Here is a 23,223-nt window from a genome sequence, read left to right as displayed (position 1 = left end):
CCCCGCCGCCGGGCAGGCGGCGGGGCATTCAGTTAAAAGGTGGCTTCCAGCGAGACGCTGAAGGTGCGTTCTTCGCCGACGTTGTAATACGGGGTGCTGGCCTTCACGCCGCCGTAGGGCGCCGCGTTGAAGGTGGTGGTGCGCACCGAGGTCAGGTATTCCTTGTCAAACAGGTTGCTGATGCCAAAGCGCAGCGCGGCGCTTTTGACGATTTTCTTGTCCACCGGCAGATGCACCCCCGCCGCCAGATCGAACACCGTGCGGCCGCCGATCTTCTCGTCGTTGGTCAAATCGCCGTAGAATGCGCTGACGTACTTGCCGCTGACGCTGCCGTAATACAGCCCATCGTCATAACCCAACGTCATGTTCAGCAGGTTTTTCGGCACGTTCGGCACCTCTTTGCCGGAGGTCGGCAGCGGCTGCCCGCCGTTGCTGACGATGTCGTTCTTCTGCTTCGATTGGGTATAGGTATAAGAGGTGTAGTAATTGAAGTTATGCGGCAGTTGGCCGCTCCACTCCAGCTCCAGCCCTTTGTTCTCCACGTTGCCGATGTTCATCATCTCGTAGTCGCCGGCCGCGTTGGTGGTGGAGATTTGGCGATCGCTGTAGCGCATGTAGAACAGCGTGGCGCTCAGCAGCATGTCCTCTTGCTGGAAACGCCAGCCCAGTTCGTGGTTCCAGCTCAGCTCCGGCTTGGTGCTGAGCGAGTCGCCGACGTTGTACAGCACGTAGTTGGGCGGCGTGCGCATGTTGCGCGTCAGGTTGTAGAACACCTGGTTTTCCTGGTTCACCTTATAGCTGGCGCTGAAGTTCGGCAGGAATTCGTGATAGGTGGCTTTGCGCTTCTCCGGCACGTTGTACAGGCTGCCGCGGTTGTCCCCTTTGCGCTCCACGTACTGATAGGCCAGGCCGCCGACGAAGGTCCAGTCCGGCGTGGCAAACCAGGTGTCCTGCAGCCACACTTTCTGTGCCGGGGTGATGGTGTACTGGTTGCGCCCCTGCACGGTGTTGCCGTTGGCGTCCTTCACCTGATCGGAACCGCCGGGTTTCCCCCAAATCTGTGACGGGTTGCCGTCGCCCTTGATGCTGATGAACGGCTGAGTCTGCAGTTGGCGCGCGCGCTCGTACCAATAACCGACGTCCAGGCTGTGCTGATCGTTAATGTCCCACTTCAGCTTGGTGGTGATGCCCGGCCGCCAGGTTTGGGTCCACGACGGGCGGTAATAGGTGTTGGACTGCAGGTTGCTGAGGTCATACTGCCCGGCTCTGTCCGACGTGCTGGACAATACCGACGCCGTCTGGCCGTTGAAGCTGCCGCCGTTGCCCCAGTAGTAATACGGCTGCAGGGTCAGCGACAGGTTGTCGCGCAGCTGCAGTTTCTGGGTGAACGACAGCGTAAAGTTCTCGAACGGGTTGCGTTCAATCTTGTAATACTTGTTCAACTGCCCTTTGCTGTTGTACTCCGGCGAGGTGACATAATCGGTGTCACGGCCGTCGTTTTGGAACTGCGCCTTGCTCAGGGTGTTGTAGTTGGTGTTGTTCTGGCGGTTGTACTTCATCACCAGATTGCTGCTGTTGCCGTTGCCGTCTTCATACAGCGAGTTCATCTCGAACTTGTCGGAGTACAGCCGCCCCTCGCCGCGCCATTTCTTCGCCTCGGTGTGCGAATAGGAGAGCCAGTTGCTGAAGCCGTTGTACTCGCCGGTCTCCAGGCGGGCGAAGGTTTTGCTCAGGCTGTTGCTGCCCAGCGTCTGCTTGACGAAACCGCCGAAGTCTTTCGCCGGGCGGCGCGTCACCAGGCCGATGTTGCCGCCGCTGGAGCCGATGTGCGGGCCGTCCGCTTCGGAAGACCCCTGGGTGACGAACACCTCCTCCAGGTTTTCCGCGTCGCCCAGCAGGTTCGGGTAGACCGCGTAGTTGCCGGAGTCGTTGATCGGGATGCCGTCCATCGACAGGCCGATCTGATCCGAGTTCATGCCGCGCATGGTGTAGTCCACGCCGCTCAGGCCGCTGGCGTCGTTGCTGTTGACGTTCAGGCCCGGCGTGTATTTCAGTTTATCGATGGCGTTGGCCGCCGACGGCATTTTGTCCATCGCCTCTTTGGTGACGGTGGAGCGCGCCTTGGCGCTGTCGTCCTGCACCATCATGCCGCCGCCGAGCGACTGCCCCTTGACGCTGATGGTGCCGACATCGGTGGCGTCGGCCGCCAGCGCGGCGCCCGGCAGCATCGCCGACATCACCGCCAGATAGATCCCAGAACGATTAAACGATTTCATGGTGTGCATCCCTTAAAAATCAAACGATTAACCCTTGCGCTAAGGCGCCTGATAATTGAACGTCGCGGTAAATCTTTTGGTTGTTTGCCCGGCGAACGCCTCGCTCGGGAACGGCTTTACTGAACTGATGCTTTGCAGGCTGCTCATCGCCGCGCGGTTCAGCAGCATGCTGGCGGCCTTGTTGGCGATGCCGGAAGAGAGCACCCGCCCGCTGCGATCGACCTCCAGCCACACCTCGACGTTGCCCTGCGGGCGTTCGAGCGAGGCCTGCCGCCCGCTCGGGTAGCGCTTGCGCTGTTCCAGCTCACGGCGCAAGGCCAGCAGATAGCCGTTTTCTATCGCCTGCGCGTTCACCTTCGGCGCTGCGGGGGCGGCCGGTGCGGGCTGCGCCGCCGGTTTGCTGACCAGCGCGCGCGGTGCGGCGGGCGCCGGCGTCGGTTTAGGTTTCTCTACCGGTTTGGCTTTCTCTTTCACCGGTTTGGGTTTGGGCTTTGGCTGTGGCTTCGGCACCGGCTTGGCTTCCACGATCGGTTCCGGCGCCGGCACCACCGGTTCGGGGATCGGCTCCGGCTCGGGCGGCGGCGGTTCGGGCTGAGGCTCCGGCGGCGTTTCCGGTTGGGGTTCCGGCGCCGGTTCAGGTTCCACCAGCGCCAGTTCAATGGCGGTTTCGTCGTAGCGCGGCTGGATCTTCAGCGCCGCCTGTTGGCTGGCGAACAGCAGGCAACCGGCGACAATCAGCGCCGGCAACCAGCTGAAAAGATGACGTGAGCGATAGAGCAGATACATGTCACAGCTTCCGTGTCGCGATGGAGACGGAGAAGAAACCGCCCTGGCGCAGGTTGTCCATGACCGCCACCAGCCGCTCGACCGCCACGCCTTTATCGCTGTTGACGATGATGGTGGTGGTCTGGTTGGCCTGCTGCTGTTGCTTGAGCGTCGTGACCAACGCGTCGAGCGCGATCGGCTGGCCATCCAGCTGCAGCTGTTCGTCGGCCCCCAGCGTGATGATCGCTTTCTTCTGCGGTTTCAGCTGTTGCGCGCTGCCGGCGGACGGCAACTGCGTTTTCAGCCCGAGCGCCGGAATGACGTTCAGGCTGATCAAGACGAAAAACACCAATAAAAACATCATCACGTCGATCATCGGGATCAGTTCGATGTGCGCTTTGTTCTTTTTCGGTTCGTTCCAGTTACGCATGACACTCCCTCCAAAAGCGAAGCAGCCAATATAGGAGGGGTTTGTTTACCTTTTGTTACGCTTGTGTGATCTTATTTTCACAGCGGAGATTTTTTGCGAGAATTTTTTCAATGGCGGGCAATAAATGCGGAGATATAACTCATTAATTAGCGATAGTTTTTAATGGAATAATTGCAATGTGGGCCTAACACCATGCGAATGACGAGACAATAAATGTGAAAATAGTGACAAGCTGCGCCAACCGGTGGCGGCTTTGCTTCTCACCTCCCAGCGATACCTGCTATTTTTCCCAAGAAAATTCCCAATCCCCCTCTTTAAAACACTCGCCAAAAATAAATGCGACTATATTTAACCAAAAAACACCCTTCATTGAATTGAATATTGCCAATCAAATGGCAGTCGTTATATTTTTAAAGTGAAATGGCGCTACGGCGTTATTTTAGAATTTAATTAAACCCACTAAGTCACCCTTTTATTTATAAGGATTGTATATGAAAGTACTTAGTCAATATGAAGAACAGTACGTTAGCGGTGGCGATCTGAACGCGGCCTGGGATGGGCTGTTGGACGGCGCCATGACCGGCGCGCTGATTGCAGGTAAATCCGCAGGCGCAGGCGGCTTTATTGCCGGTGCGGTCGGCCAATTGGTCGGCACCCTCATCGGCGGCGTTGCAGGCGGTGTGGGGCTGGGTCTTTATGGCCTGACGCATACGCAGCAGGAAGTGGCCGACTACGCGAAACATTTCCGCGAGACTATCGGCTCCACCTCGACCTCGGTCGGCGGCAACCTGTAAACATGAATGAATAAATAGTCACCCTTGCGGTGGCTATTTATTTTATTACAGCACCGTCCCTAATGTCGCGCGCTGCGCTCTTTATGGTTATGGCATCCCTGTATTTTTTCAAACCTGATGTTATCGCACCGGTATTCAATTGAGAAACCATCCACGGGCTGAAAGCGAATGGCGTTAATTTTACCGCCGCCATTAAGTTATTGAGATCGACCCACGCATAATCCGCCACTTCATCCGGATTAGCGCAGAGAGCGCCTTTACAATACGCGGCAAATACCGGGCAAACCTCATTCTCCATGATGCCGGACACGTCGGTCGCCTGATAACTGAAGGCGTCGCTCAGCAGCGTTATCTGCTCGACTTCCGTGCCCAATTCAACCTGAGCGCGACGTATAACGGCCTGCGCCAGCGCCTCTTGCGGCAGGGGATGCCCACAAAAAGAATTGGTCCAGACCCCCGGCCAGGCGGTTTTGCTCAACGCGCGCCGGGTGACCAACACTGCACCCTCGACAGTAAACAGGTAGCATGAAAAAGCCAGATGCAGCGGCGTATGCCGCGTGTGAACCTGATCTTTGGGCGTCGTCCCGCAGGGCTGCCAGGCGGCGTCAAGCAGAACGACGTCTTCATTTTTCATCATTGTTATTTCCATGAAAAGGCGGGCCTTTCCCCGCCTGCGGTTTCATTTCCTCAGAAGAGGAGGAATGGTCGGCACTTCCGGCGCATTATCGATATCCTGCTGAGTCATGCGAAACTCGGGCGGATAATGCTCCCGTTCCGTTCTGCGAGCAGGCTCGGTATTACGCCAGGTATAAAGGCAGTGTTGACACTGGTATACCGTCCACACGCCCTTGACCGGTGAATGCGCCATGACGTCTATCTGTTTATCGGCACAACGAGGACAAATCATAGGAACTCCTTAATGACGGTTAGCCAGCATGGCGGTTAATTTATCCACCCACAGGGCAGTTTCGGGTAAATCCTTGACCGGCTGGCTGTAGTGGCCGCGCGTATCCGGAGCCACCGGCGTGGTCGCGTCAATGATGAGTTTGTCCGTGATCCCCGCCGGGCTGGAGCCGGGATCCAACTCCAGCACCGACATATTCGGCAATTGCACCAAATCGCCGGCCGGATTGACCTTGGCGGACAGCGCCCACATAACCTGCGGCAGGTTGAAGGGATCGACATCCTCATCGACCATGATCACCATTTTCACATAGCCCAGCCCATGCGGCGTGGTCATCGCCCGCATCCCCACCGCGCGCGCGAAACCGCCGTAACGCTTTTTAGTGGAAATGATGACGAGCAACCCGTGGGTATACATCGCATTAACCGCCTGCACTTCCGGAAACTCGGCTTTCAACTGCTGATACAGCGGCACACAGGTGGCCGGCCCCATCAGGTAGTCGATTTCTGTCCAGGGCATGCCCAGATACAGGGATTCGAAAATCGGCCGCGAGCGGTAAGAAACCTTATCGATGCGCACCACCGTCATGTTACGGCCGCCGGAATAGTGCCCCGTAAATTCGCCGAACGGGCCTTCAATCTCGCGCTTGCGGCCTTCAATCACCCCTTCAATGATGACTTCGGAACCCCAGGGCACATCAAAGCCGGTCAAGGGGGCTGTCGCTATCGGGTACGGGCTTTCACGCAGGGCGCCGGCCATTTCATACTCCGACTGATCGTATTTGAGCGGCGTCGCCCCCATCAGCGTAATGATCGGGTCATTGCCCAGCGTAATGGCGATAGGCAGATCCTCGCCGCGCTCTTCCGCTTTATGCAGATGCAGCGCGATGTCGTGCATCGGCACGGGCTGCAGGCCCAGCTTACGCTTGCCCTTCACCTCCATGCGATAAATGCCGACGTTTTGCTTGCCGAAGTGGGTCGGATCTTCAGGATCGCGGGAAACCACGCAGGCCTTATCCAGGTAGAATCCACCGTCGCCATCGTTTAAGCGAAACAGCGGCAGGATCTCAAACAGATTAATCTCCTCACCGTTGACCTCGTTCTCGGCCCAGGGCGGATTATCGCGACGTTCCACAGAGACGGGAAAATGATCCCAGCGGCGAATATACTCATCGATTTGCTGCTTCACCGGCGTGGCCGGCGGGAGCCCCAGGGCTATGGCGTGATTCTGCCATGACCCGATGGTGTTCATGACCACATGCGCGTGTTCAAAGCCTTTAATGTTCCTGAATGCAATGGCGGGGGCGCCCTCACCAATTCTGCCTGTGGCGTTGGCTGCCGCGGCGATATCCGGTTCCGCCTGAACCTCCTCGGTAATATCGAGTAATTGTCCGGCCTCATCCAGCGCCGCTAAATAACTTCGCAGATCGTCATAAGCCATATTTAACCTTCCTCGGTGTCAGTGGTTCTTTTGCTATTTTCTTTTAGTCCTGCCCAGCGCTTTGCCCGGCGATGATCAAGACCAAATTGATCCAGCACGCGTGCGACAATATGATCGGTAACGTCATCAATATGAGTGGGGTGGTTATAATAAGCGGGCATGGGGGGAACCAATGACACCCCCAATTTCGAGAGCGCGAGCATATTTTCCAAGTGAATAGTGCTCAACGGCGTTTCTCTGGGAACCAACACCAACTTCCGCCCTTCTTTGATAATCACATCCGCCGCTCTGCCAATAAGCCCTTCTGCATAACCGGCTCGAATACCCGCCAACGTTTTCATACTGCAGGGAATAATGATCATGCCGTCCGTATGAAAAGAACCTGAAGAGATCGTGGCGGCCTGATCGGCAGAACCGTGCGTCACGTCGGCCATCGCCATCACGTCATGCACGGTGAAATTTGTTTCGAGTTCAATGGTCGTTTTGGCCCACTTACTCAAGATCAAATGCGTCTCTATGCCCTCCATGTCTTTTAGCGCCTGAAGCAGCGCCGTACCCAGCGGCGCCCCGGTCGCGCCCGTCATCGCGATCACTAATCTCATGCAACACCTCACAAAGTTCGCATACGAACGATTTGTCAAATCTAGTCCCGAGATAGCGATAAAACAAGTGGGCAATATGTAACCGTTCGTAAACGAACAACTTTCCGGGCAGGTATCCCTTATCGGCTTATTTTGTTATATTGATATTATTGTTAGCTTTTTTCCTTTCAGGGAATAATGTATGAACAGAACGCTGGCCAATACTTTTTTCCACCTCATTCGCGAACTGCTTCAGGATCATAGTGCTCAATGGCAAAAATCGCTTCCTGAACTCAGCAAACAACAATATTCCATTCTGGCCACCGTTTCAGAAACGCCGGGCATTGAACAAATCGAATTAATGGAAGCGGCGATCAGCAGTAAAGCCGCGCTGGCCGAATTGCTAGGCCGCATGGAAGGAAAAGGTTTATTAAAACGGGAAGCCGGCGAGCATGATAAGCGCCGCCGATTTATTTACCTGACACCTGCTGGGCAAGCGCTGTTCGAAGCCAGCCGCCCCATCGCCGACGCGATTGATAATATGTATCTCGAACGAGTCAATAAAGACCAACATGAGTCGGCGCTTTTCGTTTTAAAGACGATGATAGGGAAGCAATAAATTCACTGCGCCAACAGCGGAAGCTGAAAGCATAAAAAAAGACGCCTGCAGGCGTCTTTTTTATCGCGTTCACTGAAGCTCTGGGCAATCAGTTCACTTTCACCGGCATGCCGGAACGGGCCTTGATCGCCGCGTCCACTTCGCTCTGGTTGACGCCGGCGTCCATCAGCACTTTGCCGACCGGCGCAGAAATGGTCAACGGCACCGGATCCTTGGATTGCAGCTGCTCTTCGTTGGCCGACAGCGGGTTGTGCACTTCCACGTAGCGCGAGCCGTCCGGTTCGACGGAGGCTTTCATCGGTTCGTTGATGAACTGCACGCGGGTGCCGACCGGCACGTTTTCGAACAGATACTTGATGTCGTCGGCGCGCAGACGCACGCAGCCGTGGCTCACGCGCAGGCCGATGCCGAAGTTGGCGTTGGTGCCGTGGATAGCGTACAGGCGGCCGACATACAGCGCATACAGCCCCATCGGGTTGTCCGGGCCGGCCGGGAACACCGCAGGCAGGATCTCGCCGTCAGCCGCGTATTCGGCGCGCATTTTGGCGGTCGGCGTCCAGGTTGGGCCGTCTTTCTTGCGCTGCACGGTGGTGGTCCAGTTCAGCGGGGTGTCTTTACCCAGCTGGCCGATGCCGATCGGCAGCACTACCACGGTGTTGGAGCCTTTCGGGTAATAGTACAGACGCATTTCGGCGCTGTTGATGATGATGCCTTCACGCGGCGCGTCCGGCAGGATCAGCTGCTGCGGGATAGTCAGGGTGCTGCCGGCCTTCGGCAGGAACGGATCCACGCCCGGGTTGGCCTCCAGCATGTTGCTCAGCCCCATCTGATACTGGGCGGCGAAGCTCTCCAGCGGCAGTTTGCTGTCTTCCGGTACGGTGATTTGGATATTCTCGCCCACCAAACGACTGTCTTTTGGCGGCAGCGGGTAAACGACGGCGAAGGCAGCCTGGCTGAATGCAACCAGTGCCGTAAACAGGGTTAATAACGCGCGAATGCTCATTTTCATCTTCGTGTTGGTCAAGGCCACTGGCGATTAGGGATATCGGTTTCTACGGCCTCTTCACCCCGATGAGTTTCAGCCGGCAGCCAAGCGCTGCGGCCTGAAAAACAGGGGGGATTGGACCGGATGCGCATTATATGTGCACATCAATCAAAGTGTGAACCATTACCGATGTAATATCGCAATTTTTTGTAACCTGACGCGCCACGAAGGCGATTTTTTGCGAGAACCGCCGCCTAGCTGGCGGCGGCCAACGCTTCCTCCCGCCGTATCGGAATCAGATATTCACAGCGGATCGCCGCGCCGCCGAGCGGGCAACTGCCCTCCTGCGCCGGGTAGAAACGCTCGATATCCTGCCCTGGCCGGCGAATGGCGTTCATCTGCGGCATGGCGGTGTCATACAGCCGGACAATAAAGTTTTGTAACCCTTCCGCCTGTCCCTGGTAGGTGAAACGGGCATACTCGCCCTGCTCGATAGTCACCCGCTCTCCCGGCGCCCCTTCGTCCGGCAGAGCGGCGGTGTAGGCCATGCGCGGGCTGCCCCGGCGGCGCCGGTCAACTTCCAGGCTGGTGAGGCCGTATACCACCTCCGGCAGCGCCTGCGGCTGCAGCAACTGCCGCCAGGCGTGGCGGCGCAGCTCACACTTGGAGGCCGCCAATTGCCCCAGCGTAAAACTACGGCGCTGGGTATGGCCCACCAACTGCATGGCGGGCAGCGTCACGATATCGGCCTGCGGCAATGGCGCTTCGGTCAGGCGCAGCGGCGGCTGCAGGCCATAGCTCGACCAATCCTGGCTGCGACGATAGCTGGCCGGCGGCAGACCGAACTGCTTGCGGAAGCAACGGGTGAAGGTCTGCTGCGAATCGAACTGGTAAGTATCGGCGATGCAGGCCACGCTGGTGCCGGTCAGGCGCAGTTCACGCGCGGCGGCGGTCAGCCTTCTGCGGCGCGCGTAGGTGCCGAGAATATGGCCGGTATGCTGCTTGAACATCCGCTGCAAATGCCATTTGGAGTAGCCGGACTTGGCGGCGATGTCGTCCAGCGTCAGCGGCTGATCCAGGCTCTGCTCGATCCAGGCCAGCAGCTGTTCAATCACCTGTTGCTGGTGCATGGTGTCCCCCTTATTTGATCAATAACGTCTGCGCCAATACCCGCCCTGCGGCTTCATCGGCGGCCACCAGCACCGGATAGCCCCAGAATTTGGCGCCGTATTCGGCGAATTCTTCCGCCGCCGCGCGTTTGGCGTCGTCCGGCTCCAGCATGATCATGCCTTTCACCCACCGCTTCAGCGCCTCGCGGTTATCACGTTTCCACAGCGCCACCTGGGTGCGAGCATCGCGGTCATGTTCTTGTTCTTCATCGCCGACGCTGCGGTCGGTGATCAGAACAAAAGGTTCGGCGCGCGCCAGCAGCGCGCTGAATTCTGCCAGCTCGGCCTGGGTATCGCGCCCGTTTCGGCGCATCCACACCAGCGGAAAATCGGCGGTATCCAATGACATAATCAGTTTCCTCGCGAAAGGGTTTAGGACTGGCGCTTACTTTATCGGCACCGGCGCTAGACCACATTGCGCAATCAGGACATAATACTTTTCAATTCCGCCAAATTGAGAACTATTCTCATGAAAGTACAGATCCCCCGCCGCTGTCTGGATATCGATCAAGTGCCGCGCCCGCTGTTTGCCCTGCAAGGTTCGACCCTCGAGCAGGATTGGGAAGTCGAGCCGCACCGCCACCGGAAGGCGCAACTGATCTACACCGTGCGCGGCATGATCCGCTGCGAAGTGGAAAACGGGCTGTGGCTGGTGCCGCCGCAGTGCGCGCTGTGGATGCCGGGCAACGTGTTGCACAACGCCCAGGGCGCCGGCTCCACCGAGGCCTACTGCCTGTTCGTCGATCAACATGCCGCCGCCGGCCTGCCGCAAAGCTGCTGCACGCTGTCGGTCTCGCCGCTGCTGCGCGAGCTGCTGCTGCAGGCCAGCACCTTCGAGCCGCTTTACGACGAACAGGGCGCCGAAGGGCGTCTGACGGCGGTATTGCTGGATCAGTTGGCGGCCGCGCCGATCGAGAATCTGCATCTGCCGGTGTCCGACGACGCGCGCATCCGGCAGCTGACCGAAGGCATGCTGAGCAGCCCGGCGGATAAATCCACCCTCGGGCAGTGGGCGCAGCGCATCGGCATGAGCGAGCGCTCCCTCAGCCGCACGCTGCAACAGCAGATGGGCATGAGCTTCGGCCACTGGCGGCGCCAGCTGCACGTGATGCTGGCGCTGCAGCGCTTGACGCAGGGCGAGAGCGTACAGACGGTGGCGCTGGATCTGGGCTACGAGAGCGCCAGCGGCTTCGTCACCATGTTCAGAAAGGCGGTGGGCAAACCGCCGGCGCGCTACCTGGCGGAGCGCAACGCCTCTGGCGAGACCCTGGGCGGCGCAATTACCATGTGAAAAAGCCGGCGCAAGCGCCGGCTTGGAGCAGGTGAAAATCAGAAGTCGTAGAACACCGTAATCCAGGTGGAGTCCGGCTCGTTGTCGCTGCTGTTGGCCAGCGTGCGCTCCACATACACCGACAGACCGTAACCGATGGTGGTGCCCGCGCCAAGATAGACGTGGTTGGCGTGATACGCCTCGTCTCCCTTCAGCCGCAGCGAGTCCGCCGCCACATAAGGCTGGACGGATTTGAGGAACGGCTTGTCGATATTGAAGGTGTAACCGACGAAGCCTTCCAGCCCGTAGCCGTCGCCGGCGAAGAAGTGCGACAGCGTGCGCTGGCGGGTGCTCGGCACATAGTCTTTGTAATAGCTGGCGGTGCCGACGATGTACCAGTTGTTCGGCTGCCAGGTTAACGCGGTGCCGGACAACTGCTGGTGATAATCCTGTTCGTGGTACAGATTGTCTTTGATCTTCGCATCGGTATAACTGTAGGCGGCGCTGAAGGTGAAGTCTTTCGTCACCTTGTAATCGAAGCCCAGGCCGCCCCCGCCCTTGCGGCGGTAAATCAGGTTATCCGCGGTGTGCAGATCGTCTTCCGGCAATAAATAGTTGGCGTACAGCGTGACCGGCCCGAAATCATTGGTGTATTTGATGCTGTTTTTCGGTTTATTGCCGCCGTCATAGTCGCCGGAAATACCGATGCCGGTGCCGCCCGCATGGCCATCGTTATCCCAGACGTCGCTTTTAATGCCGACCACCGAATAATAGATGCCGTATTGATGGCCATAGGTCAGGGTGCCGTAACGATCGTCTTTAAAACCGGCGTACAGCTGGCGCTGATAGTCGCGTTTGCCGTCTTCATTATAGTGCCCGTCCCAGCTGAGCGCGTGCGCCAAATCGACGCCCCACTCGTAATAGCCGATGATCGAAGTGTCCTGCGTCAGCGCATAATCGCCGCTGAAGCGAAAACGCGTGCCGCCGTCGTGGCCGTTTTTGTCATAGCCCGGCTCCGGGCCGTTATTGAAGATCCACTCGGGGCGAATGCTGCCGCCCACCTTTAAACTCAGCGGCGCCAGCAACACATTGCTCTGCGGGTTTTTATCCAGAATGGTGATCTCGGCCTGTGCGCCGGCGGATAACGCCGATAGCAAGACGCCGCCAATGAATATTGGCGTTGTATTTTTTCTCATTATTACCCCTGCCCGAAAAAATTATTGTTATAAACGCGGTGGTCTTAAGCCACACAGAAATAATTAACCGATGTGAACAGCGCACGCAAGATATAAAAATTCACGCCATAACCTGCCATTATTTCAGGTTGGATTTAATTTCAGCAAAAACGTGTTCACCTGTAACACGGAGCAAAACAATGTAATAACCGCAGCACGAAATAAACCAATCCGCACGTTTCACCCAAAATAACCCTTCGTGATTATCTGGGAATAAAGATAGCAAATAACAAATAAATATTATTGCCGCAGGTAAACCGTCACGCGAGGGAATTAATTAAAGGCGGGAAATAACGACGGAGCGCGTTGCGCGCTCCGGGGAAGATCTCACTACTGCGCCAGCCAGCCGCCGTCCATGTTCCAGGCGGCGCCACGCACCTGCGCCGCCGCATCGCTGCACAGGAACAGCGCCAGCTCACCGAGTTGCTCCGGCGTGACGAACTCTTGCGAAGGCTGCTTCTCCGCCAACAGCTCATCGCGCGCCCGCTGCGGATCGGTACCGGCGGCGATGCGCTTGTCGATCTGCTGCTGCACCAGCGGCGTCAGCACCCAGCCGGGGCAGATGGCGTTGCAGGTGACGGGCGTGCGGGCGGTTTCCAGCGCCAGCGTCTTGGTCAGCCCCACCACGCCGTGCTTGGCCGCCACATAGGCCGACTTGTCTTTCGACGCCACCAGCCCGTGCACCGACGCCACGTTGATGATGCGCCCCCAGTGGCGCTCGCGCATGCCCGGCAGCGCCAACCGGCAGGTGTGGAACACCGCCGACAGGTTGATGGCGAGGATGGCGTTCCATTTCTCCACCGGGAACTGATCCAGCGGCGCCACGTGCTGAATGCCGGCGTTGTTCACCAGAATGTCCACGCCGCCGAACTCGCACTCTGCATAGTGCATCATGTCCGCTATCTGGGCCGCATCGCCGAGATCGGCGCCGTGATACCCCGGCGCGGCACCCAGCCGGGCGACCTGCGCTTGCGCCTGTTCCACCTCGCCGAAGCCGTTGAGGATCACGCGCGCACCGGCGGCGGCCAGCACGGACGCTATTCCGAGGCCGATGCCGCTGGTCGAGCCGGTCACCAGCGCGGTTTTGCCTTGTACACTCATGGTATCGCTCCTTTAAACAATGCCGGTCAGGTAGAACACGCCGATCACGAACAGCACCGCGGCGCTCTTGATCAGGGTGATGGCGAAGATGCCGCCATAGGCCTGCCGGTGGCTGAGGCCGGTGATCGCCAGCAGGGTGATCACCGCGCCGTTGTGCGGCAAGGTGTCCATGCCGCCGCTGGCCATCGAGGCCACCCGGTGCAGCACTTCCAGCGGGATATGCGCGGCGTGGGCGGCGGCCACGAAGTTATCGGCCATCGCCGCCAGCGCGATGCTCATGCCGCCGGAGGCCGAGCCGGTGATGCCGGCCAGCAGGGTGACGCTGATCGCTTCGTTCAGCAGCGGATTGGGGATCGCCGACAGCGCCTGCGATAGCACCAAAAAGCCCGGCAGCGCGGCGATCACCGCGCCGAAGCCGTATTCGGAGGCGGTATTCATCGCCGCCAGAATTGCGCCGCCGACCGCCGTCTTGCTGCCTTCCGCCAGCCGGCCGCGAATATTGCCAAAGCCGAACACCACCACCAGCAAAATTCCCGACACCAACGCCGCTTCCACCGCCCAGATGGCGGTGATCTTCGCCACGTCGGTGGTGATGGGCTTGGCCAGCCCCGGCAGCGTCAGATCGTGGCTGGCGCCGTACCACTGCGGGATCCAATGGGTGAAGGCAAGGTTGAATACCCCGACCAGAATCAACGGCAGGATGGCGATCAGCGGATTCGGCAGGTTGATATCGTCCGGGGTTTCCGGTTCGTTCAGCAGCTCGGTGCCGTACCCTTCGCCTTTCAGCTGCGCCTTGCGCCGCTGGCGTTCAAGATACAGCAGACCGACCGCGATGATGAACAGCGAGCCGATCAGCCCCAGCCAGGGCGCGGCCCAGGCATTGGTGCCGAAGAAGCTGGTCGGGATGATGTTTTGGATCTGCGGCGTGCCGGGCAAGGCGTCCATGGTGAAGGAGAAGGCGCCGAGTGCCACGGTGGCCGGGATCAGCCGCTTGGGGATGCCGCTCTGGCGGAACAGCTCGGCGGCGAACGGATAGACCGCGAACGCCACCACGAACAGCGACACCCCGCCGTAGGTCAGCAGCGCACACACCAGCACGATCACCGGAATGGCGTGGCGCCGGCCGAGAATGCGGATCGCCGCCGCGACGATCGAACGGGAAAAACCGGACAGTTCGATCAGCTTGCCGAATACCGCCCCCAGCAGGAACACCGGGAAATAAAGCTTCACGAAGCCGACCATCTTCTCCATAAACAGCCCGGTGAAGGTCGGCGCCACCGCGCCGGGGTCGGTCAACAGCACCGCGCCCAGCGCGGCGATCGGGGCGAACAAAATCACGCTGTAGCCGCGGTAGGCGGCCAGCATCAGTAATCCCAGTGCTGCCAGGGCAATCAAAACGCTCATCGGACACCTCGCTATCGTTGTTATTGTCAGGTACGGAGTGCGAAATTACGGTTTCAGTGCAAAGCGCAGCTGATGCGCCCGGCGCCGTTGAATGCGTTCCCTGCGTGCTTCATCCCACAGATAAAATCCCCGGCCGCTGCGTTGGCCGCTATCGCCGCGCTGCAGCCGCTGTTCCACCAGCGCCATCATCTCGTCGCCGGTCGCCAGTTCCGGGAACAGGTGGCGGGCAATGTCCGCCACCGTCGCCAGCCCGGTCATGTCGGCGGCTTCGAGCGGGCCGACCATGGCGTAGCGCCGCCCCAACGAGGCGCGCATCACCTGATCCACCACCTCGGCGCTGGCGATGCCGCTGTGGACGATGTGCAGCGCCTCGCGCAGCACCGCAAACTGCAGCCGGTTGCCGACAAACCCCGGCGCGGCGCGCTCCAGCAGCACCGCCTCAAGATCCATCTCGCCGAGCAGCGCCTGCACCGCCGCCAGATGACGCGGTTCGGTGGCGCTGCCAGGCACGATCTCCACCAGCGGGATCAGGTGCGGCGGGTGCCAGAAATGGGCGATCAACAGGCGCTGCGGATGGGTCATGCGCGCCGCCAGCTCGTCCGGCGGCAGGCCGCTGGTGTTGCTGGCGATCACCGCGTCGTCGGCGATCAGCCCTTCCAACTGCTCATACAGCGCATGCTTCAGCTCGAGCCGTTCCGGGATCGCCTCAATAAGCAGCCGGGCGCGCGCCACCTCGTTCAGATCGCCGGTCACGCGCAGCCGCACCAGCGCCGCGTCGCGCTCATCGTTATCAAACTGTCCGACGTCGCTCAGCTCGGCCAGAATGCCGCTCGCCACCGCCGGCGCTTCCGCCAGGCGCTGCGGATCCGGGTCATACAGCAGCACCTCATGGCCGTGGCGAATAAAGTGGGTGGCGATGCCCACCCCCATCAGCCCGGCGCCCAGTACCGCATAGTCAGATGACTGCATCGTGCCTTCCTCGGTTGTTTACGGGCGCTCTACCGCCAGCGCCACGCCCTGCCCGCCGCCGATGCACAACATCGCCAGCCCCTTGTTCACCCCGCGGCGCTGCATTTCGAACAGCAGCGACACCAAAATGCGACAGCCGGACGCGCCGATCGGATGCCCCAGCGCGATTGCCCCGCCGTTGACGTTGACCCGCTCCGCCTCCCAGCCCAGTTCTTTACCCACCGCCAGCGCCTGCGCGGCGAAGGCTTCGTTGGCTTCGATCAGATCGACCTCCTCCAGCCGCCAACCGGCTTTTTCCAGGCAGCGGCGCGCGGCCGGCGCCGGGCCGATGCCCATGATCGCCGGTTCGACGCCCGACGAGGCGTAACCGGCGATGCGCGCCAGCACCGGCAAACGCAGCGCGGCGGCTTTTTCCGCGCTCATCAGCAGCACCACGGCGGCGCCGTCGTTGAGCGACGAGGCGTTGCCGGCGGTCACCGTGCCCTCTTTGCGAAACGCCGGCCGCAGCCGCGCCAGGGCCTCCAGGCTGGTGTCGCGCGGCTGTTGGTCGCGCTCGACCCGCAGCGCCTCGCCCTTCGGCTGCGGCACCGTCACCGGCGTGATCTCCTGCGCGAAACGCCCGGCCTGCTGCGCCGCCAGCGCCTTCTGCTGCGAGCGCAGCGCAAAGCTGTCCTGCTCGGCGCGGCTGATGGCGTATTTCTCCGCCAGGTTCTCGGCGGTGATGCCCATGTGGTAGTCGTTGAACGCGTCCCACAGGCCATCGTGGATCACGCTGTCCACCATCTGCGCGTGACCGAGGCGCAGACCGGCGCGCGCGCCGGCCATCAGGTAAGGCGACTGGCTCATGCTCTCCTGGCCGCCGGCGATCACCGCCTCGGCATCACCGCTGCGGATCGCCTGCACCGCCAGATGCACCGCCTTCAAACCGGAGCCGCACACCTTGTTGATGGTCAGCGCCGGCGTCGTAACGGGCAGCCCGGCATTGAGCGCGGTCTGGCGCGCCGGATTCTGCCCGCAGCCGGCGGTCAGCACCTGGCCGAGGATCACTTCATCGATCTGCTGCGGCGGCACGCCGCTTTGCGCCAGCAGCCCTTGTACCGCCGCCGTGCCCAGTTCCACCGCCGTCAGCGGCGCCAGCGCGCCGTGAAAACTGCCTACCGGCGTGCGCGTCGCCGCCACGATCACCACTTCACGTTGTTGCACATTCACCTCCCGTTTCAGAAACGCATTTCCGGCACTTGCTCCGGCACGATCAGCCGGCCGGCGGTTTTGGCGACAATCTCCGCCACGCTGACGCCCGGCGCGCGTTCGCGCAGCACGAAGGCGCCGTCTTCAATTTCCAGGTAGGCCAGATCGGTCAATACCTTGCGGATGCAGCGGGCGCCGGTCAGCGGCAGCGTGCAGCGCGGCAGCAGCTTGGACTCGCCGCCCTTCGCGGCGTGGGTCATCACCACGATGATGTTCTCCGCCCCCGCCACCAGATCCATCGCGCCGCCCATGCCCTTGACCATCTTGCCGGGGATCATCCACGAGGCGATGTTGCCCTCGACGTCCACTTCAAACGCCCCCAGCACGGTCAGATCGACATGGCCGCCGCGGATCATGGCGAACGACTGCGCCGAATCGAAAATAGACGCGCCGAGGCGCGCGGTGACCGTCTGCTTGCCGGCGTTGATCATGTCGGCGTCCAGCTGCTGCTCGGTCGGGAACTCGCCCATCCCCAGCAGGCCGTTTTCCGACTGCAGCATCACGTCCATGCCCGCCGGCACATAGTTGGCCACCAGCGTCGGGATGCCGATGCCCAGGTTGACGTAGTAACCGTCTCTCAGCTCTTGCGCCACGCGCTGCGCCATTTGTTCACGGGTAAGCATGCGAATTCTCCTTATGCCCGCAGGGTGCGTTGTTCGATACGCTTTTCGAAGATGCCCTGGATCAGCCGATCGACGTAGATGCCGGGGGTGTGGATCGCCGCCGGATCCAGCTCGCCCGGCGCCACGATCTCTTCCACTTCCACCACCGTGATACGCCCGGCGGTCGCCATCAGCGGATTGAAGTTCTGCGCGGTGTGACGGTAGATGACGTTGCCGAAGTGATCGGCCTTCCAGCCTTTCACGATGGCGAAATCGCCGGTGATGGCGGTTTCCATGATGTAGGGGCGGCCGTTGAACTCGCGCACCTCTTTACCTTCGGCGATCGGCGTGCCGTAACCGGTGGCGGTGAAGAACGCCGGGATGCCGGCGCCGCCGGCGCGGATCTTCTCCGCCAGCGTGCCCTGCGGCGTGAGATCCACCTCCAGCTCGCCGCTGAGCGCCTGCTGCTCGAACAGCGCGTTTTCGCCGACGTACGATCCCACCACCTTGCGGATCTGATGGGTCTCCAGCAGCCGCCCGAGGCCGAACCCGTCGACGCCGCAGTTGTTGGAGATCACCGTCAACCCGCGCACGCCGCGCCGGCGGATCTCTTCGATCAGGTTTTCCGGGATGCCGCACAGGCCGAAGCCGCCCGCCAGCACCGTCATGTTGTCCGTCAGGCCTGCCAGCGCTTCCTGGTAGCTGCCGACGCGTTTGTCGAGCCCTGCCATATCGTTGCCTCTGCATGTTGCGGCGCAGGGCGAAATGCCCTGGCTTGCGTGAGGGCATCTTCAGGTCACAAAAATGATTTGTTAATTTTGTTTTTATGCCGTATTCATTTAGAATTTTTATTAATCACTCGCTAACCGACAATTAACAAAGAGTTAACGCCAACCAAAATGAAAATGAGCATCAAACAGTTACGCGCGTTTTTAGCGGTAGCTCACACTCTGAATTTCGCCCAGGCCAGCGAGCGGCTGAATATTTCTCAGCCGGCGCTCAGCCTGGCGATCCGTGGGCTGGAAGACGCGCTGGGCGGGCCGCTGCTGCTGCGCACCACCCGCCGGGTGACGCTGACGCCGGAGGGCGAAACCTTCTTCCCGATGGCGCGCCAGCTGCTGGCGGATTGGGATAACGCGGAAGAGGCGATGCGTCAGCGCTTCACCCTGCAGATGGGCAAGGTGGCGATCGCCGCCATGCCGTCGTTCGCCGGCAACCCGCTGCCGCCGATCCTCAAGGCGTTTCGCGATCGTTACGCCGGCATCAACGTGGCGGTGCACGACGTCATCAACGAGCAGGTATTTGAAATGATCCGCGAAGGCCGGGTGGAGATGGGCATCGCCTTTGAGCCGGAACCGAGCGACACCCTGCACTTCACCCCGCTGTGCCGCGATCGCTTTCTGGCGGTGGTGCCGAAGGATTCGGCGTTGGCGCGCAAGGCGCAGGTGAGCTGGAAGGAGCTGCTGACGTTGGATTTCATCACCCTGCAGCGGCCATCGGCGGTGCGGCTGCTGCTGGAGCAGGAGCTGGCCCGCAGCGGGCGAACGCTGGAGGTGGCGTTTGAAAGCCACCAGCTGGTAACGGTCGGGCGCATGGTGGCCAATGGCCTCGGCGCCAGCGCGGTGCCGGCGCTGTGCGAGCGACAGATGGATGAGCTGGGAGCGGTGTGCGTGCCGCTGATCGGCCCGATCATCGAACGGCGCGTGGGCCTGATCCGTCTGGCGCAGCATCAGCTCTCTTCCGCCGCGCAGGCGCTGGCGACGGTGATCGAACGGGAGATGGCGGGGAGTGGCGCAGAACCTGCGCTTAAACCGTAAACCCGACGTGCTTGCCGCCCGGCAGCTCAACGTCCAGGCGCAGCGTGCCGCCCATCGCTTCCACGTAGCGTTTCAGGGTCGAAATCTTCAGCTCGTTGCCGCGCCCTTCAATGGCCGCGACCGAAGGCTGAGAAATACCCAGCGTTTTCGCCAGTTCCTGTTGGGAAATACTCAGCGCTTCCCGCAGCTGGTGCAGGTGCGCTCCAAACAGCATCTCTTCGGCCATTTCCTCGATGCGCCGGCGGCTCTCCGGGGTGCGGGAGGCCAGCAGTTGCTTTAGGGTGCTCATGGGTTACTCCTTGTAAACTCTTTCGTTGTCATTACCGTCCACGTGGCATCGCCAGATTATAGATTACAATCTATGACAAGACGATAGACTGGAATATATAATTTTCTCCAGACCACCATTGGCGTTTTGCCTGGCAGCTGACAAAAGAAAGTGGTTATTGCCTTGCGGCTTGAACATGGGATGCAACAAGAGACGGGAACAGCGACATCAGCGTCGGACAGAGAAGAAAACATGCTGATTTGGCGAGGTAATAAAGCACGCAACCCGGTTTTTTATTTATGAATGAATATCAAAATAATAGAATTATTCTCCATATCAATCAATTACACCAAATACTCCTTTGCCTTTCCGTCTTGTGAGCGAACGCAAAAGATTGTGACAAAGTGGGTTAATCATGTCTGAACTTTCGTTATGGTATTTTTTCATGTTTTAACGGATTAAAATCATCGCCATAACTCAAGGAAACGCCAGAAAACTTACGGCCGGTGAAATCACATTGGCCAGACTGCTCTACAAAGATGCTGTCGATTACTCGCGCGTTCGCGTCCATAACGGCAGCTATTTCCCCTTCGGCTTACAGCATGAAGATACGGCCGTAACACCAAATGGCACGCTCTATTTTATGCCCAAACACTTCAAAGAAGACTTTGCCACGGCAAACGCCTACGATCAGCATTGGTTTATCCATGAAATGGCGCATGTCTGGCAATATCAATTAGGTATGAACGTACGCCTGCGCGGGTTGGCTAGTTGGGCGGTTTCCTATCAGTATTCCTTGCCCAATTATCATCTTCTATCCGATTATGGAATGGAGGCACAGGCAAGTATCATTGCAGACTATTTCTATCTCACTAAATTCGGGCGCAATGGTTTTCAAATAATCACCAACTACAGCGGCATTATTGGGCCAGACATCAAAAAACGCTATGAATGGGTATTGCGAGCTTTCCTGAAAAATCCAAAGAACCGGAACACCTTATTATGACAAGACGTTATCTCTCTTTGCTGTGCGTACTGCTACTGAACGGCTGTCAATCCACTCAGCCCTGGTACCATCCGTTGGATGTCTCGCTCAAAGACAATCAACCTTGCTTTGCAGTGCCTATCAACAGCGTTCGCAGCGGCGACAACCTGCAAAACCGGGGAGTGATCGTCTCACGACAGGAACAACAGCAATGGCATATCGTCTGGACCTCACCAGAAGTCACTCCGTTGCCTGACCTGAAACCAGGGCAATGCGTCACTTATCCGCAAGTAAACTGGGCTGCGGGAGAATACTCCGTCTTGCTCGGCGTCTCGATGAATAACGATACGGAAAGGCGTAAATACATGAAAGAATTCAACTTAAGAATTAATCCCAAAGGAGAAATACAGCTACAGTAAGGAGACTGGGATTATTTATTCCCCCTCCACCGCCTGCACCGCCGCCTTCTGCGTGGCGCGCTGATATAAGCACAGCTCCCTGCCCGGCTGGTTTTTCATAAACGGCTGCGGGTAGCGCCCGCCGATAAACAGCGCCGAATAGCCGACGTCATCACCGTAGTGAACGATCGCCCCTTCCACCCTGGCGTTTTTTAGCCCGCTGGCTTTCAGGCAGGCGGCGCGCATCGCCTGTTCGCTCTCGGCCCACGCCTGTGGGGAAGACGCAGTGGCGTTGAACGCGGCCAGCGCGGCGATAAGCAGCCCTATTCTCTTCATCGTTATCCCTCTTTCTACGGCCCATCTCGCCAGTATAGACCGTGCCGACCCGGCCGCCCCGGCCAACCCGCCGCGCTCTTTACGGCATTTTTATTCCGCGCCCCGTTAACGTTACGGCGTTTTTACAGACAGTTTTTGCCGCCGCAGATACCCTTTTCACATCGCCGCTATGGCCTCACAAGAGAGTTGTCTCATGCGTTTATCCCTGCCTCTGGCCGTGACCGGTCTTCGTTCTGGAGCGCGCCATGCATTCTAATATTATCGGGTTCAATCCTCTGCTGGCGGAGCTGCCCGCATCGCAGACGCGCACCTTCCGCAAAGAGCTGGAACACTACCTGCAGCGCTATCCGGATACCGAACAGCTGGATATTTATCTGCACGATCTGAACGGCCAGCTGCGCGGCAAGCGCCTGCCGATCGCCGAAGCCTTTGGGCTGGAAAAAGGCTGCTACTTCCCGCTGTCGATTTACGCCCTGGATCTGCACGGCCGGGTGATAGAAGAGAGCGGGCTGGGGCAGCGGGCGGGCGAGCCGGACCGGCTGTGCCTGCCGGTGCCCGGCACGCTGCGCCCCTGCGCGCGCGATCCTGAACGCCACGCCCAGCTGCTGCTGACGATGCAAAACGCCGACGGCGGCGCCTGCGAGCTGGAGCCGCGCGTGGTGCTGCAACGGGTGCTGAAGCGCCTGCACGAGCGCAACTGCTTCCCGGTGGTGGCGGCCGAACTGGAGTTCTACCTGCAGGATCCGCTGCACCCCGCCGAGGCGGAAGCTTGCCCGACGCAGAGCTTCGCGGTGGATGCGCCCGAGCGCCACCATGCGCTGCTGAGCGACATCGAGCGGCACGCGCGGTTGCAAAACCTGCCGCTGACCGGCGTGGTGGCTGAAGCCGCCTCCGGCCAGTACGAGCTGAACCTGCATCACAGCCGGCGCGTGCTGGAAGCCTGCGATCAGATCATGGCGCTGAAACGCCTGACGCGGCAGATTGCCGAGCAACACCACCAGCACGCCTGCTTTATGGCCAAGCCCTGCGCCCACGCCGCCGGCAGCGGGCTGCATTTTCACATCAGCCTGCAGAACGAGCACGGCGAGAACCTGCTGACCGGCGCGCCGGGCGAACTGAGCGACAACATGCAACAGGCGATGGCGGGCATGCTGGCGCTGATGCCGGCGTCGATGGCGATCCTGGCGCCCAACATCAACGCGTTTCGCCGCTTCCGCCCCGGCATGCACGTGCCGCTGCGCGCCTCCTGGGGCCACAACAATCGCACGGTGGCGCTGCGCCTGCCCTGCGCCGACAGCGCCAATCAGCGCATCGAATACCGCCTGGCCGGCGCCGACGCCAACCCCTATCTGGCGCTGGCGGTGATGCTCGGCGGCCTGCTGCACGGGCTGGAACACCCGCTGCCGCTGCCGCCCGCCGCCAACGGCTGCGAAAGCGACAACGCCGCCCCCTTGCCACTCGGCCAGCAGGAGGCGCTGGCGCTGTTCCGCCACAGCGATCCGCTGCGCGAGCTGCTCGGCCCGGCGTTCTGCACCCTGTGGCACACCTGCAAAAGCGCCGAACTGCGCCGCTTCGAGGAACAGGTCACCGCCGCCGAACTCGGCTGGATGCTGTAACCATCCACTGA

Annotated in this window: 26 protein-coding genes; 7 read left to right on the top strand and 19 right to left on the bottom strand. The window is 59.9% G+C overall.

Features of this window, described 5'->3' with window-relative positions:
• Nucleotides 1–32: 32 nt before the first annotated feature.
• From ACJ8PN_RS11965 to ACJ8PN_RS11955, 3 genes are read right to left on the bottom strand one after another with little or no spacing between them, the layout of a single operon-like run.
• Nucleotides 33–2,276 (bottom strand): TonB-dependent receptor family protein, encoded by a 2,244-nt coding sequence (locus ACJ8PN_RS11965; RefSeq protein ID WP_131165174.1) that lies wholly within the window; start codon nucleotides 2,274–2,276, stop codon nucleotides 33–35.
• A gap of 39 nt (nucleotides 2,277–2,315) precedes the next feature.
• The gene (locus tag ACJ8PN_RS11960; RefSeq protein ID WP_033636946.1) at nucleotides 2,316–3,062 is read right to left on the bottom strand and encodes an energy transducer TonB family protein; all 747 of its coding nucleotides are present in this window, start codon (nucleotides 3,060–3,062) and stop codon (nucleotides 2,316–2,318) included.
• 1 nt (nucleotide 3,063) lies between these two features.
• Entirely contained in the window at nucleotides 3,064–3,471 is a 408-nt protein-coding gene (locus ACJ8PN_RS11955; RefSeq protein WP_021504179.1) for an ExbD/TolR family protein, read from the bottom strand.
• Between the two features lie 491 nt (nucleotides 3,472–3,962).
• On the opposite strand from ACJ8PN_RS11955, the gene ACJ8PN_RS11950 reads away from it, so the two are divergent.
• Nucleotides 3,963–4,265 (top strand): DUF5862 family protein, encoded by a 303-nt coding sequence (locus ACJ8PN_RS11950; RefSeq protein ID WP_171453261.1) that lies wholly within the window; start codon nucleotides 3,963–3,965, stop codon nucleotides 4,263–4,265.
• Nucleotides 4,266–4,302: 37 nt separating this feature from the next.
• Here ACJ8PN_RS11950 and idi read toward each other — a convergent pair whose 3' ends face one another.
• From idi to ACJ8PN_RS11930, 4 genes are read right to left on the bottom strand one after another with little or no spacing between them, the layout of a single operon-like run.
• Nucleotides 4,303–4,902, bottom strand: coding sequence for an isopentenyl-diphosphate Delta-isomerase (gene idi, locus ACJ8PN_RS11945; RefSeq protein WP_004933248.1), 600 nt, complete (start codon nucleotides 4,900–4,902; stop codon nucleotides 4,303–4,305).
• 42 nt (nucleotides 4,903–4,944) lie between these two features.
• The gene (locus ACJ8PN_RS11940; RefSeq protein WP_004933250.1) at nucleotides 4,945–5,172 is read right to left on the bottom strand and encodes a non-oxidative hydroxyarylic acid decarboxylases subunit D; all 228 of its coding nucleotides are present in this window, start codon (nucleotides 5,170–5,172) and stop codon (nucleotides 4,945–4,947) included.
• Nucleotides 5,173–5,181: 9 nt separating this feature from the next.
• Nucleotides 5,182–6,609 (bottom strand): non-oxidative hydroxyarylic acid decarboxylases subunit C, encoded by a 1,428-nt coding sequence (locus ACJ8PN_RS11935; RefSeq protein WP_121976689.1) that lies wholly within the window; start codon nucleotides 6,607–6,609, stop codon nucleotides 5,182–5,184.
• Between the two features lie 2 nt (nucleotides 6,610–6,611).
• Nucleotides 6,612–7,211: a non-oxidative hydroxyarylic acid decarboxylases subunit B gene (locus ACJ8PN_RS11930; RefSeq protein WP_171453260.1), complete on the bottom strand. Its 600-nt coding sequence runs from the start codon at nucleotides 7,209–7,211 to the stop codon at nucleotides 6,612–6,614.
• A gap of 181 nt (nucleotides 7,212–7,392) precedes the next feature.
• Here ACJ8PN_RS11930 and ACJ8PN_RS11925 point away from each other — a divergent pair, with 181 nt between their 5' ends.
• A complete protein-coding gene (locus ACJ8PN_RS11925; protein WP_004933256.1) occupies nucleotides 7,393–7,809 on the top strand; it encodes a MarR family winged helix-turn-helix transcriptional regulator in 417 nt (138 codons plus the stop codon).
• 88 nt (nucleotides 7,810–7,897) lie between these two features.
• Here the strand turns inward: ACJ8PN_RS11925 and ACJ8PN_RS11920 are convergent, their stop codons facing one another.
• From ACJ8PN_RS11920 to ACJ8PN_RS11910, 3 genes are all read right to left on the bottom strand, one after another.
• Nucleotides 7,898–8,818 carry a L,D-transpeptidase family protein gene (locus tag ACJ8PN_RS11920; RefSeq protein WP_033638819.1) on the bottom strand — a complete coding sequence of 307 codons (921 nt, stop codon included), beginning with the start codon at nucleotides 8,816–8,818 and terminating at the stop codon, nucleotides 7,898–7,900.
• Between the two features lie 230 nt (nucleotides 8,819–9,048).
• Entirely contained in the window at nucleotides 9,049–9,924 is an 876-nt protein-coding gene (locus tag ACJ8PN_RS11915) for a helix-turn-helix domain-containing protein (protein WP_033631697.1), read from the bottom strand.
• A 10-nt stretch (nucleotides 9,925–9,934) separates the two neighbouring features.
• On the bottom strand, nucleotides 9,935–10,312 hold the full coding sequence (locus tag ACJ8PN_RS11910; RefSeq protein ID WP_171453259.1) for a hypothetical protein: 378 nt from the start codon (nucleotides 10,310–10,312) through the stop codon (nucleotides 9,935–9,937).
• Between the two features lie 120 nt (nucleotides 10,313–10,432).
• Between ACJ8PN_RS11910 and ACJ8PN_RS11905 the strand changes: the two genes are divergently transcribed.
• Entirely contained in the window at nucleotides 10,433–11,254 is an 822-nt protein-coding gene (locus tag ACJ8PN_RS11905) for an AraC family transcriptional regulator (protein ID WP_171453258.1), read from the top strand.
• A gap of 38 nt (nucleotides 11,255–11,292) precedes the next feature.
• On the opposite strand, the gene ACJ8PN_RS11900 is transcribed toward ACJ8PN_RS11905, so the two are convergent.
• From ACJ8PN_RS11900 to ACJ8PN_RS11870, 7 genes are all read right to left on the bottom strand, one after another.
• Nucleotides 11,293–12,429 carry a porin gene (locus ACJ8PN_RS11900; RefSeq protein WP_033638822.1) on the bottom strand — a complete coding sequence of 379 codons (1,137 nt, stop codon included), beginning with the start codon at nucleotides 12,427–12,429 and terminating at the stop codon, nucleotides 11,293–11,295.
• 369 nt (nucleotides 12,430–12,798) lie between these two features.
• Complete coding sequence (locus tag ACJ8PN_RS11895; RefSeq protein ID WP_442534967.1) at nucleotides 12,799–13,569, bottom strand: 3-hydroxybutyrate dehydrogenase; 771 nt, start codon at nucleotides 13,567–13,569, stop codon at nucleotides 12,799–12,801.
• Between the two features lie 12 nt (nucleotides 13,570–13,581).
• Nucleotides 13,582–14,973 (bottom strand): GntP family permease, encoded by a 1,392-nt coding sequence (locus tag ACJ8PN_RS11890; protein WP_085058506.1) that lies wholly within the window; start codon nucleotides 14,971–14,973, stop codon nucleotides 13,582–13,584.
• Between the two features lie 45 nt (nucleotides 14,974–15,018).
• A complete protein-coding gene (locus tag ACJ8PN_RS11885) occupies nucleotides 15,019–15,942 on the bottom strand; it encodes a 3-hydroxyacyl-CoA dehydrogenase family protein (RefSeq protein ID WP_197753521.1) in 924 nt (307 codons plus the stop codon).
• An 18-nt stretch (nucleotides 15,943–15,960) separates the two neighbouring features.
• A complete protein-coding gene (locus tag ACJ8PN_RS11880; protein WP_442534966.1) occupies nucleotides 15,961–17,145 on the bottom strand; it encodes an acetyl-CoA C-acetyltransferase in 1,185 nt (394 codons plus the stop codon).
• Between the two features lie 14 nt (nucleotides 17,146–17,159).
• On the bottom strand, nucleotides 17,160–17,813 hold the full coding sequence (locus ACJ8PN_RS11875) for a CoA transferase subunit B (protein WP_015376496.1): 654 nt from the start codon (nucleotides 17,811–17,813) through the stop codon (nucleotides 17,160–17,162).
• 11 nt (nucleotides 17,814–17,824) lie between these two features.
• Nucleotides 17,825–18,523, bottom strand: coding sequence for a CoA transferase subunit A (locus ACJ8PN_RS11870; RefSeq protein WP_442534965.1), 699 nt, complete (start codon nucleotides 18,521–18,523; stop codon nucleotides 17,825–17,827).
• 168 nt (nucleotides 18,524–18,691) lie between these two features.
• Between ACJ8PN_RS11870 and ACJ8PN_RS11865 the strand changes: the two genes are divergently transcribed.
• Nucleotides 18,692–19,609, top strand: coding sequence for a LysR family transcriptional regulator (locus ACJ8PN_RS11865; RefSeq protein WP_432409872.1), 918 nt, complete (start codon nucleotides 18,692–18,694; stop codon nucleotides 19,607–19,609).
• Here the strand turns inward: ACJ8PN_RS11865 and ACJ8PN_RS11860 are convergent.
• Complete coding sequence (locus tag ACJ8PN_RS11860) at nucleotides 19,599–19,898, bottom strand: helix-turn-helix domain-containing protein (protein ID WP_442534964.1); 300 nt, start codon at nucleotides 19,896–19,898, stop codon at nucleotides 19,599–19,601. The genes ACJ8PN_RS11865 and ACJ8PN_RS11860 overlap by 11 nt on opposite strands.
• A 445-nt stretch (nucleotides 19,899–20,343) precedes the next feature.
• Between ACJ8PN_RS11860 and ACJ8PN_RS11855 the strand changes: the two genes are divergently transcribed.
• Together ACJ8PN_RS11855 and ACJ8PN_RS11850 are read left to right on the top strand one after the other, a co-directional pair.
• Nucleotides 20,344–20,883 (top strand): hypothetical protein, encoded by a 540-nt coding sequence (locus ACJ8PN_RS11855; protein WP_442534999.1) that lies wholly within the window; start codon nucleotides 20,344–20,346, stop codon nucleotides 20,881–20,883.
• Nucleotides 20,880–21,281 carry a putative T6SS immunity periplasmic lipoprotein gene (locus ACJ8PN_RS11850; protein WP_131165162.1) on the top strand — a complete coding sequence of 134 codons (402 nt, stop codon included), beginning with the start codon at nucleotides 20,880–20,882 and terminating at the stop codon, nucleotides 21,279–21,281. Before ACJ8PN_RS11855 ends, ACJ8PN_RS11850 begins: the two co-directional genes overlap by 4 nt.
• A 15-nt stretch (nucleotides 21,282–21,296) precedes the next feature.
• Here ACJ8PN_RS11850 and ACJ8PN_RS11845 read toward each other — a convergent pair whose 3' ends face one another.
• On the bottom strand, nucleotides 21,297–21,596 hold the full coding sequence (locus ACJ8PN_RS11845; RefSeq protein WP_442534963.1) for a hypothetical protein: 300 nt from the start codon (nucleotides 21,594–21,596) through the stop codon (nucleotides 21,297–21,299).
• 245 nt (nucleotides 21,597–21,841) lie between these two features.
• On the opposite strand from ACJ8PN_RS11845, the gene ACJ8PN_RS11840 reads away from it, so the two are divergent.
• Nucleotides 21,842–23,212 carry a glutamine synthetase family protein gene (locus tag ACJ8PN_RS11840; RefSeq protein ID WP_442534962.1) on the top strand — a complete coding sequence of 457 codons (1,371 nt, stop codon included), beginning with the start codon at nucleotides 21,842–21,844 and terminating at the stop codon, nucleotides 23,210–23,212.
• The last annotated feature ends 11 nt before the right edge of the window (nucleotides 23,213–23,223 follow it).

It is taken from the genome of Serratia sp. CY76391, assembly GCF_052166695.1.
In the GTDB taxonomy this organism is placed as follows: domain Bacteria; phylum Pseudomonadota; class Gammaproteobacteria; order Enterobacterales; family Enterobacteriaceae; genus Serratia; species Serratia nematodiphila.
This window is presented reverse-complemented; position numbering and strand designations above follow the sequence as displayed.

Coding starts and splice junctions, on each gene's coding strand:
- ACJ8PN_RS11840 (WP_442534962.1), top strand. CDS start 21,842: ATGCATTCTAATATTATCGGGTTCAATCCTCTGCTGGCGGAGCTGCCC.
- ACJ8PN_RS11895 (WP_442534967.1), bottom strand. CDS start 13,569: ATGAGTGTACAAGGCAAAACCGCGCTGGTGACCGGCTCGACCAGCGGC.
- ACJ8PN_RS11920 (WP_033638819.1), bottom strand. CDS start 8,818: ATGAAAATGAGCATTCGCGCGTTATTAACCCTGTTTACGGCACTGGTT.
- ACJ8PN_RS11910 (WP_171453259.1), bottom strand. CDS start 10,312: ATGTCATTGGATACCGCCGATTTTCCGCTGGTGTGGATGCGCCGAAAC.
- ACJ8PN_RS11950 (WP_171453261.1), top strand. CDS start 3,963: ATGAAAGTACTTAGTCAATATGAAGAACAGTACGTTAGCGGTGGCGAT.
- ACJ8PN_RS11875 (WP_015376496.1), bottom strand. CDS start 17,813: ATGCTTACCCGTGAACAAATGGCGCAGCGCGTGGCGCAAGAGCTGAGA.
- ACJ8PN_RS11890 (WP_085058506.1), bottom strand. CDS start 14,973: ATGAGCGTTTTGATTGCCCTGGCAGCACTGGGATTACTGATGCTGGCC.
- ACJ8PN_RS11915 (WP_033631697.1), bottom strand. CDS start 9,924: ATGCACCAGCAACAGGTGATTGAACAGCTGCTGGCCTGGATCGAGCAG.
- ACJ8PN_RS11850 (WP_131165162.1), top strand. CDS start 20,880: ATGACAAGACGTTATCTCTCTTTGCTGTGCGTACTGCTACTGAACGGC.
- ACJ8PN_RS11845 (WP_442534963.1), bottom strand. CDS start 21,596: ATGAAGAGAATAGGGCTGCTTATCGCCGCGCTGGCCGCGTTCAACGCC.
- ACJ8PN_RS11960 (WP_033636946.1), bottom strand. CDS start 3,062: ATGTATCTGCTCTATCGCTCACGTCATCTTTTCAGCTGGTTGCCGGCG.
- ACJ8PN_RS11865 (WP_432409872.1), top strand. CDS start 18,692: ATGAAAATGAGCATCAAACAGTTACGCGCGTTTTTAGCGGTAGCTCAC.
- ACJ8PN_RS11885 (WP_197753521.1), bottom strand. CDS start 15,942: ATGCAGTCATCTGACTATGCGGTACTGGGCGCCGGGCTGATGGGGGTG.
- ACJ8PN_RS11965 (WP_131165174.1), bottom strand. CDS start 2,276: ATGAAATCGTTTAATCGTTCTGGGATCTATCTGGCGGTGATGTCGGCG.
- ACJ8PN_RS11935 (WP_121976689.1), bottom strand. CDS start 6,609: ATGGCTTATGACGATCTGCGAAGTTATTTAGCGGCGCTGGATGAGGCC.
- ACJ8PN_RS11900 (WP_033638822.1), bottom strand. CDS start 12,429: ATGAGAAAAAATACAACGCCAATATTCATTGGCGGCGTCTTGCTATCG.
- ACJ8PN_RS11925 (WP_004933256.1), top strand. CDS start 7,393: ATGAACAGAACGCTGGCCAATACTTTTTTCCACCTCATTCGCGAACTG.
- ACJ8PN_RS11870 (WP_442534965.1), bottom strand. CDS start 18,523: ATGGCAGGGCTCGACAAACGCGTCGGCAGCTACCAGGAAGCGCTGGCA.
- ACJ8PN_RS11905 (WP_171453258.1), top strand. CDS start 10,433: ATGAAAGTACAGATCCCCCGCCGCTGTCTGGATATCGATCAAGTGCCG.
- ACJ8PN_RS11955 (WP_021504179.1), bottom strand. CDS start 3,471: ATGCGTAACTGGAACGAACCGAAAAAGAACAAAGCGCACATCGAACTG.
- ACJ8PN_RS11930 (WP_171453260.1), bottom strand. CDS start 7,211: ATGAGATTAGTGATCGCGATGACGGGCGCGACCGGGGCGCCGCTGGGT.
- ACJ8PN_RS11860 (WP_442534964.1), bottom strand. CDS start 19,898: ATGAGCACCCTAAAGCAACTGCTGGCCTCCCGCACCCCGGAGAGCCGC.
- idi (WP_004933248.1), bottom strand. CDS start 4,902: ATGATGAAAAATGAAGACGTCGTTCTGCTTGACGCCGCCTGGCAGCCC.
- ACJ8PN_RS11940 (WP_004933250.1), bottom strand. CDS start 5,172: ATGATTTGTCCTCGTTGTGCCGATAAACAGATAGACGTCATGGCGCAT.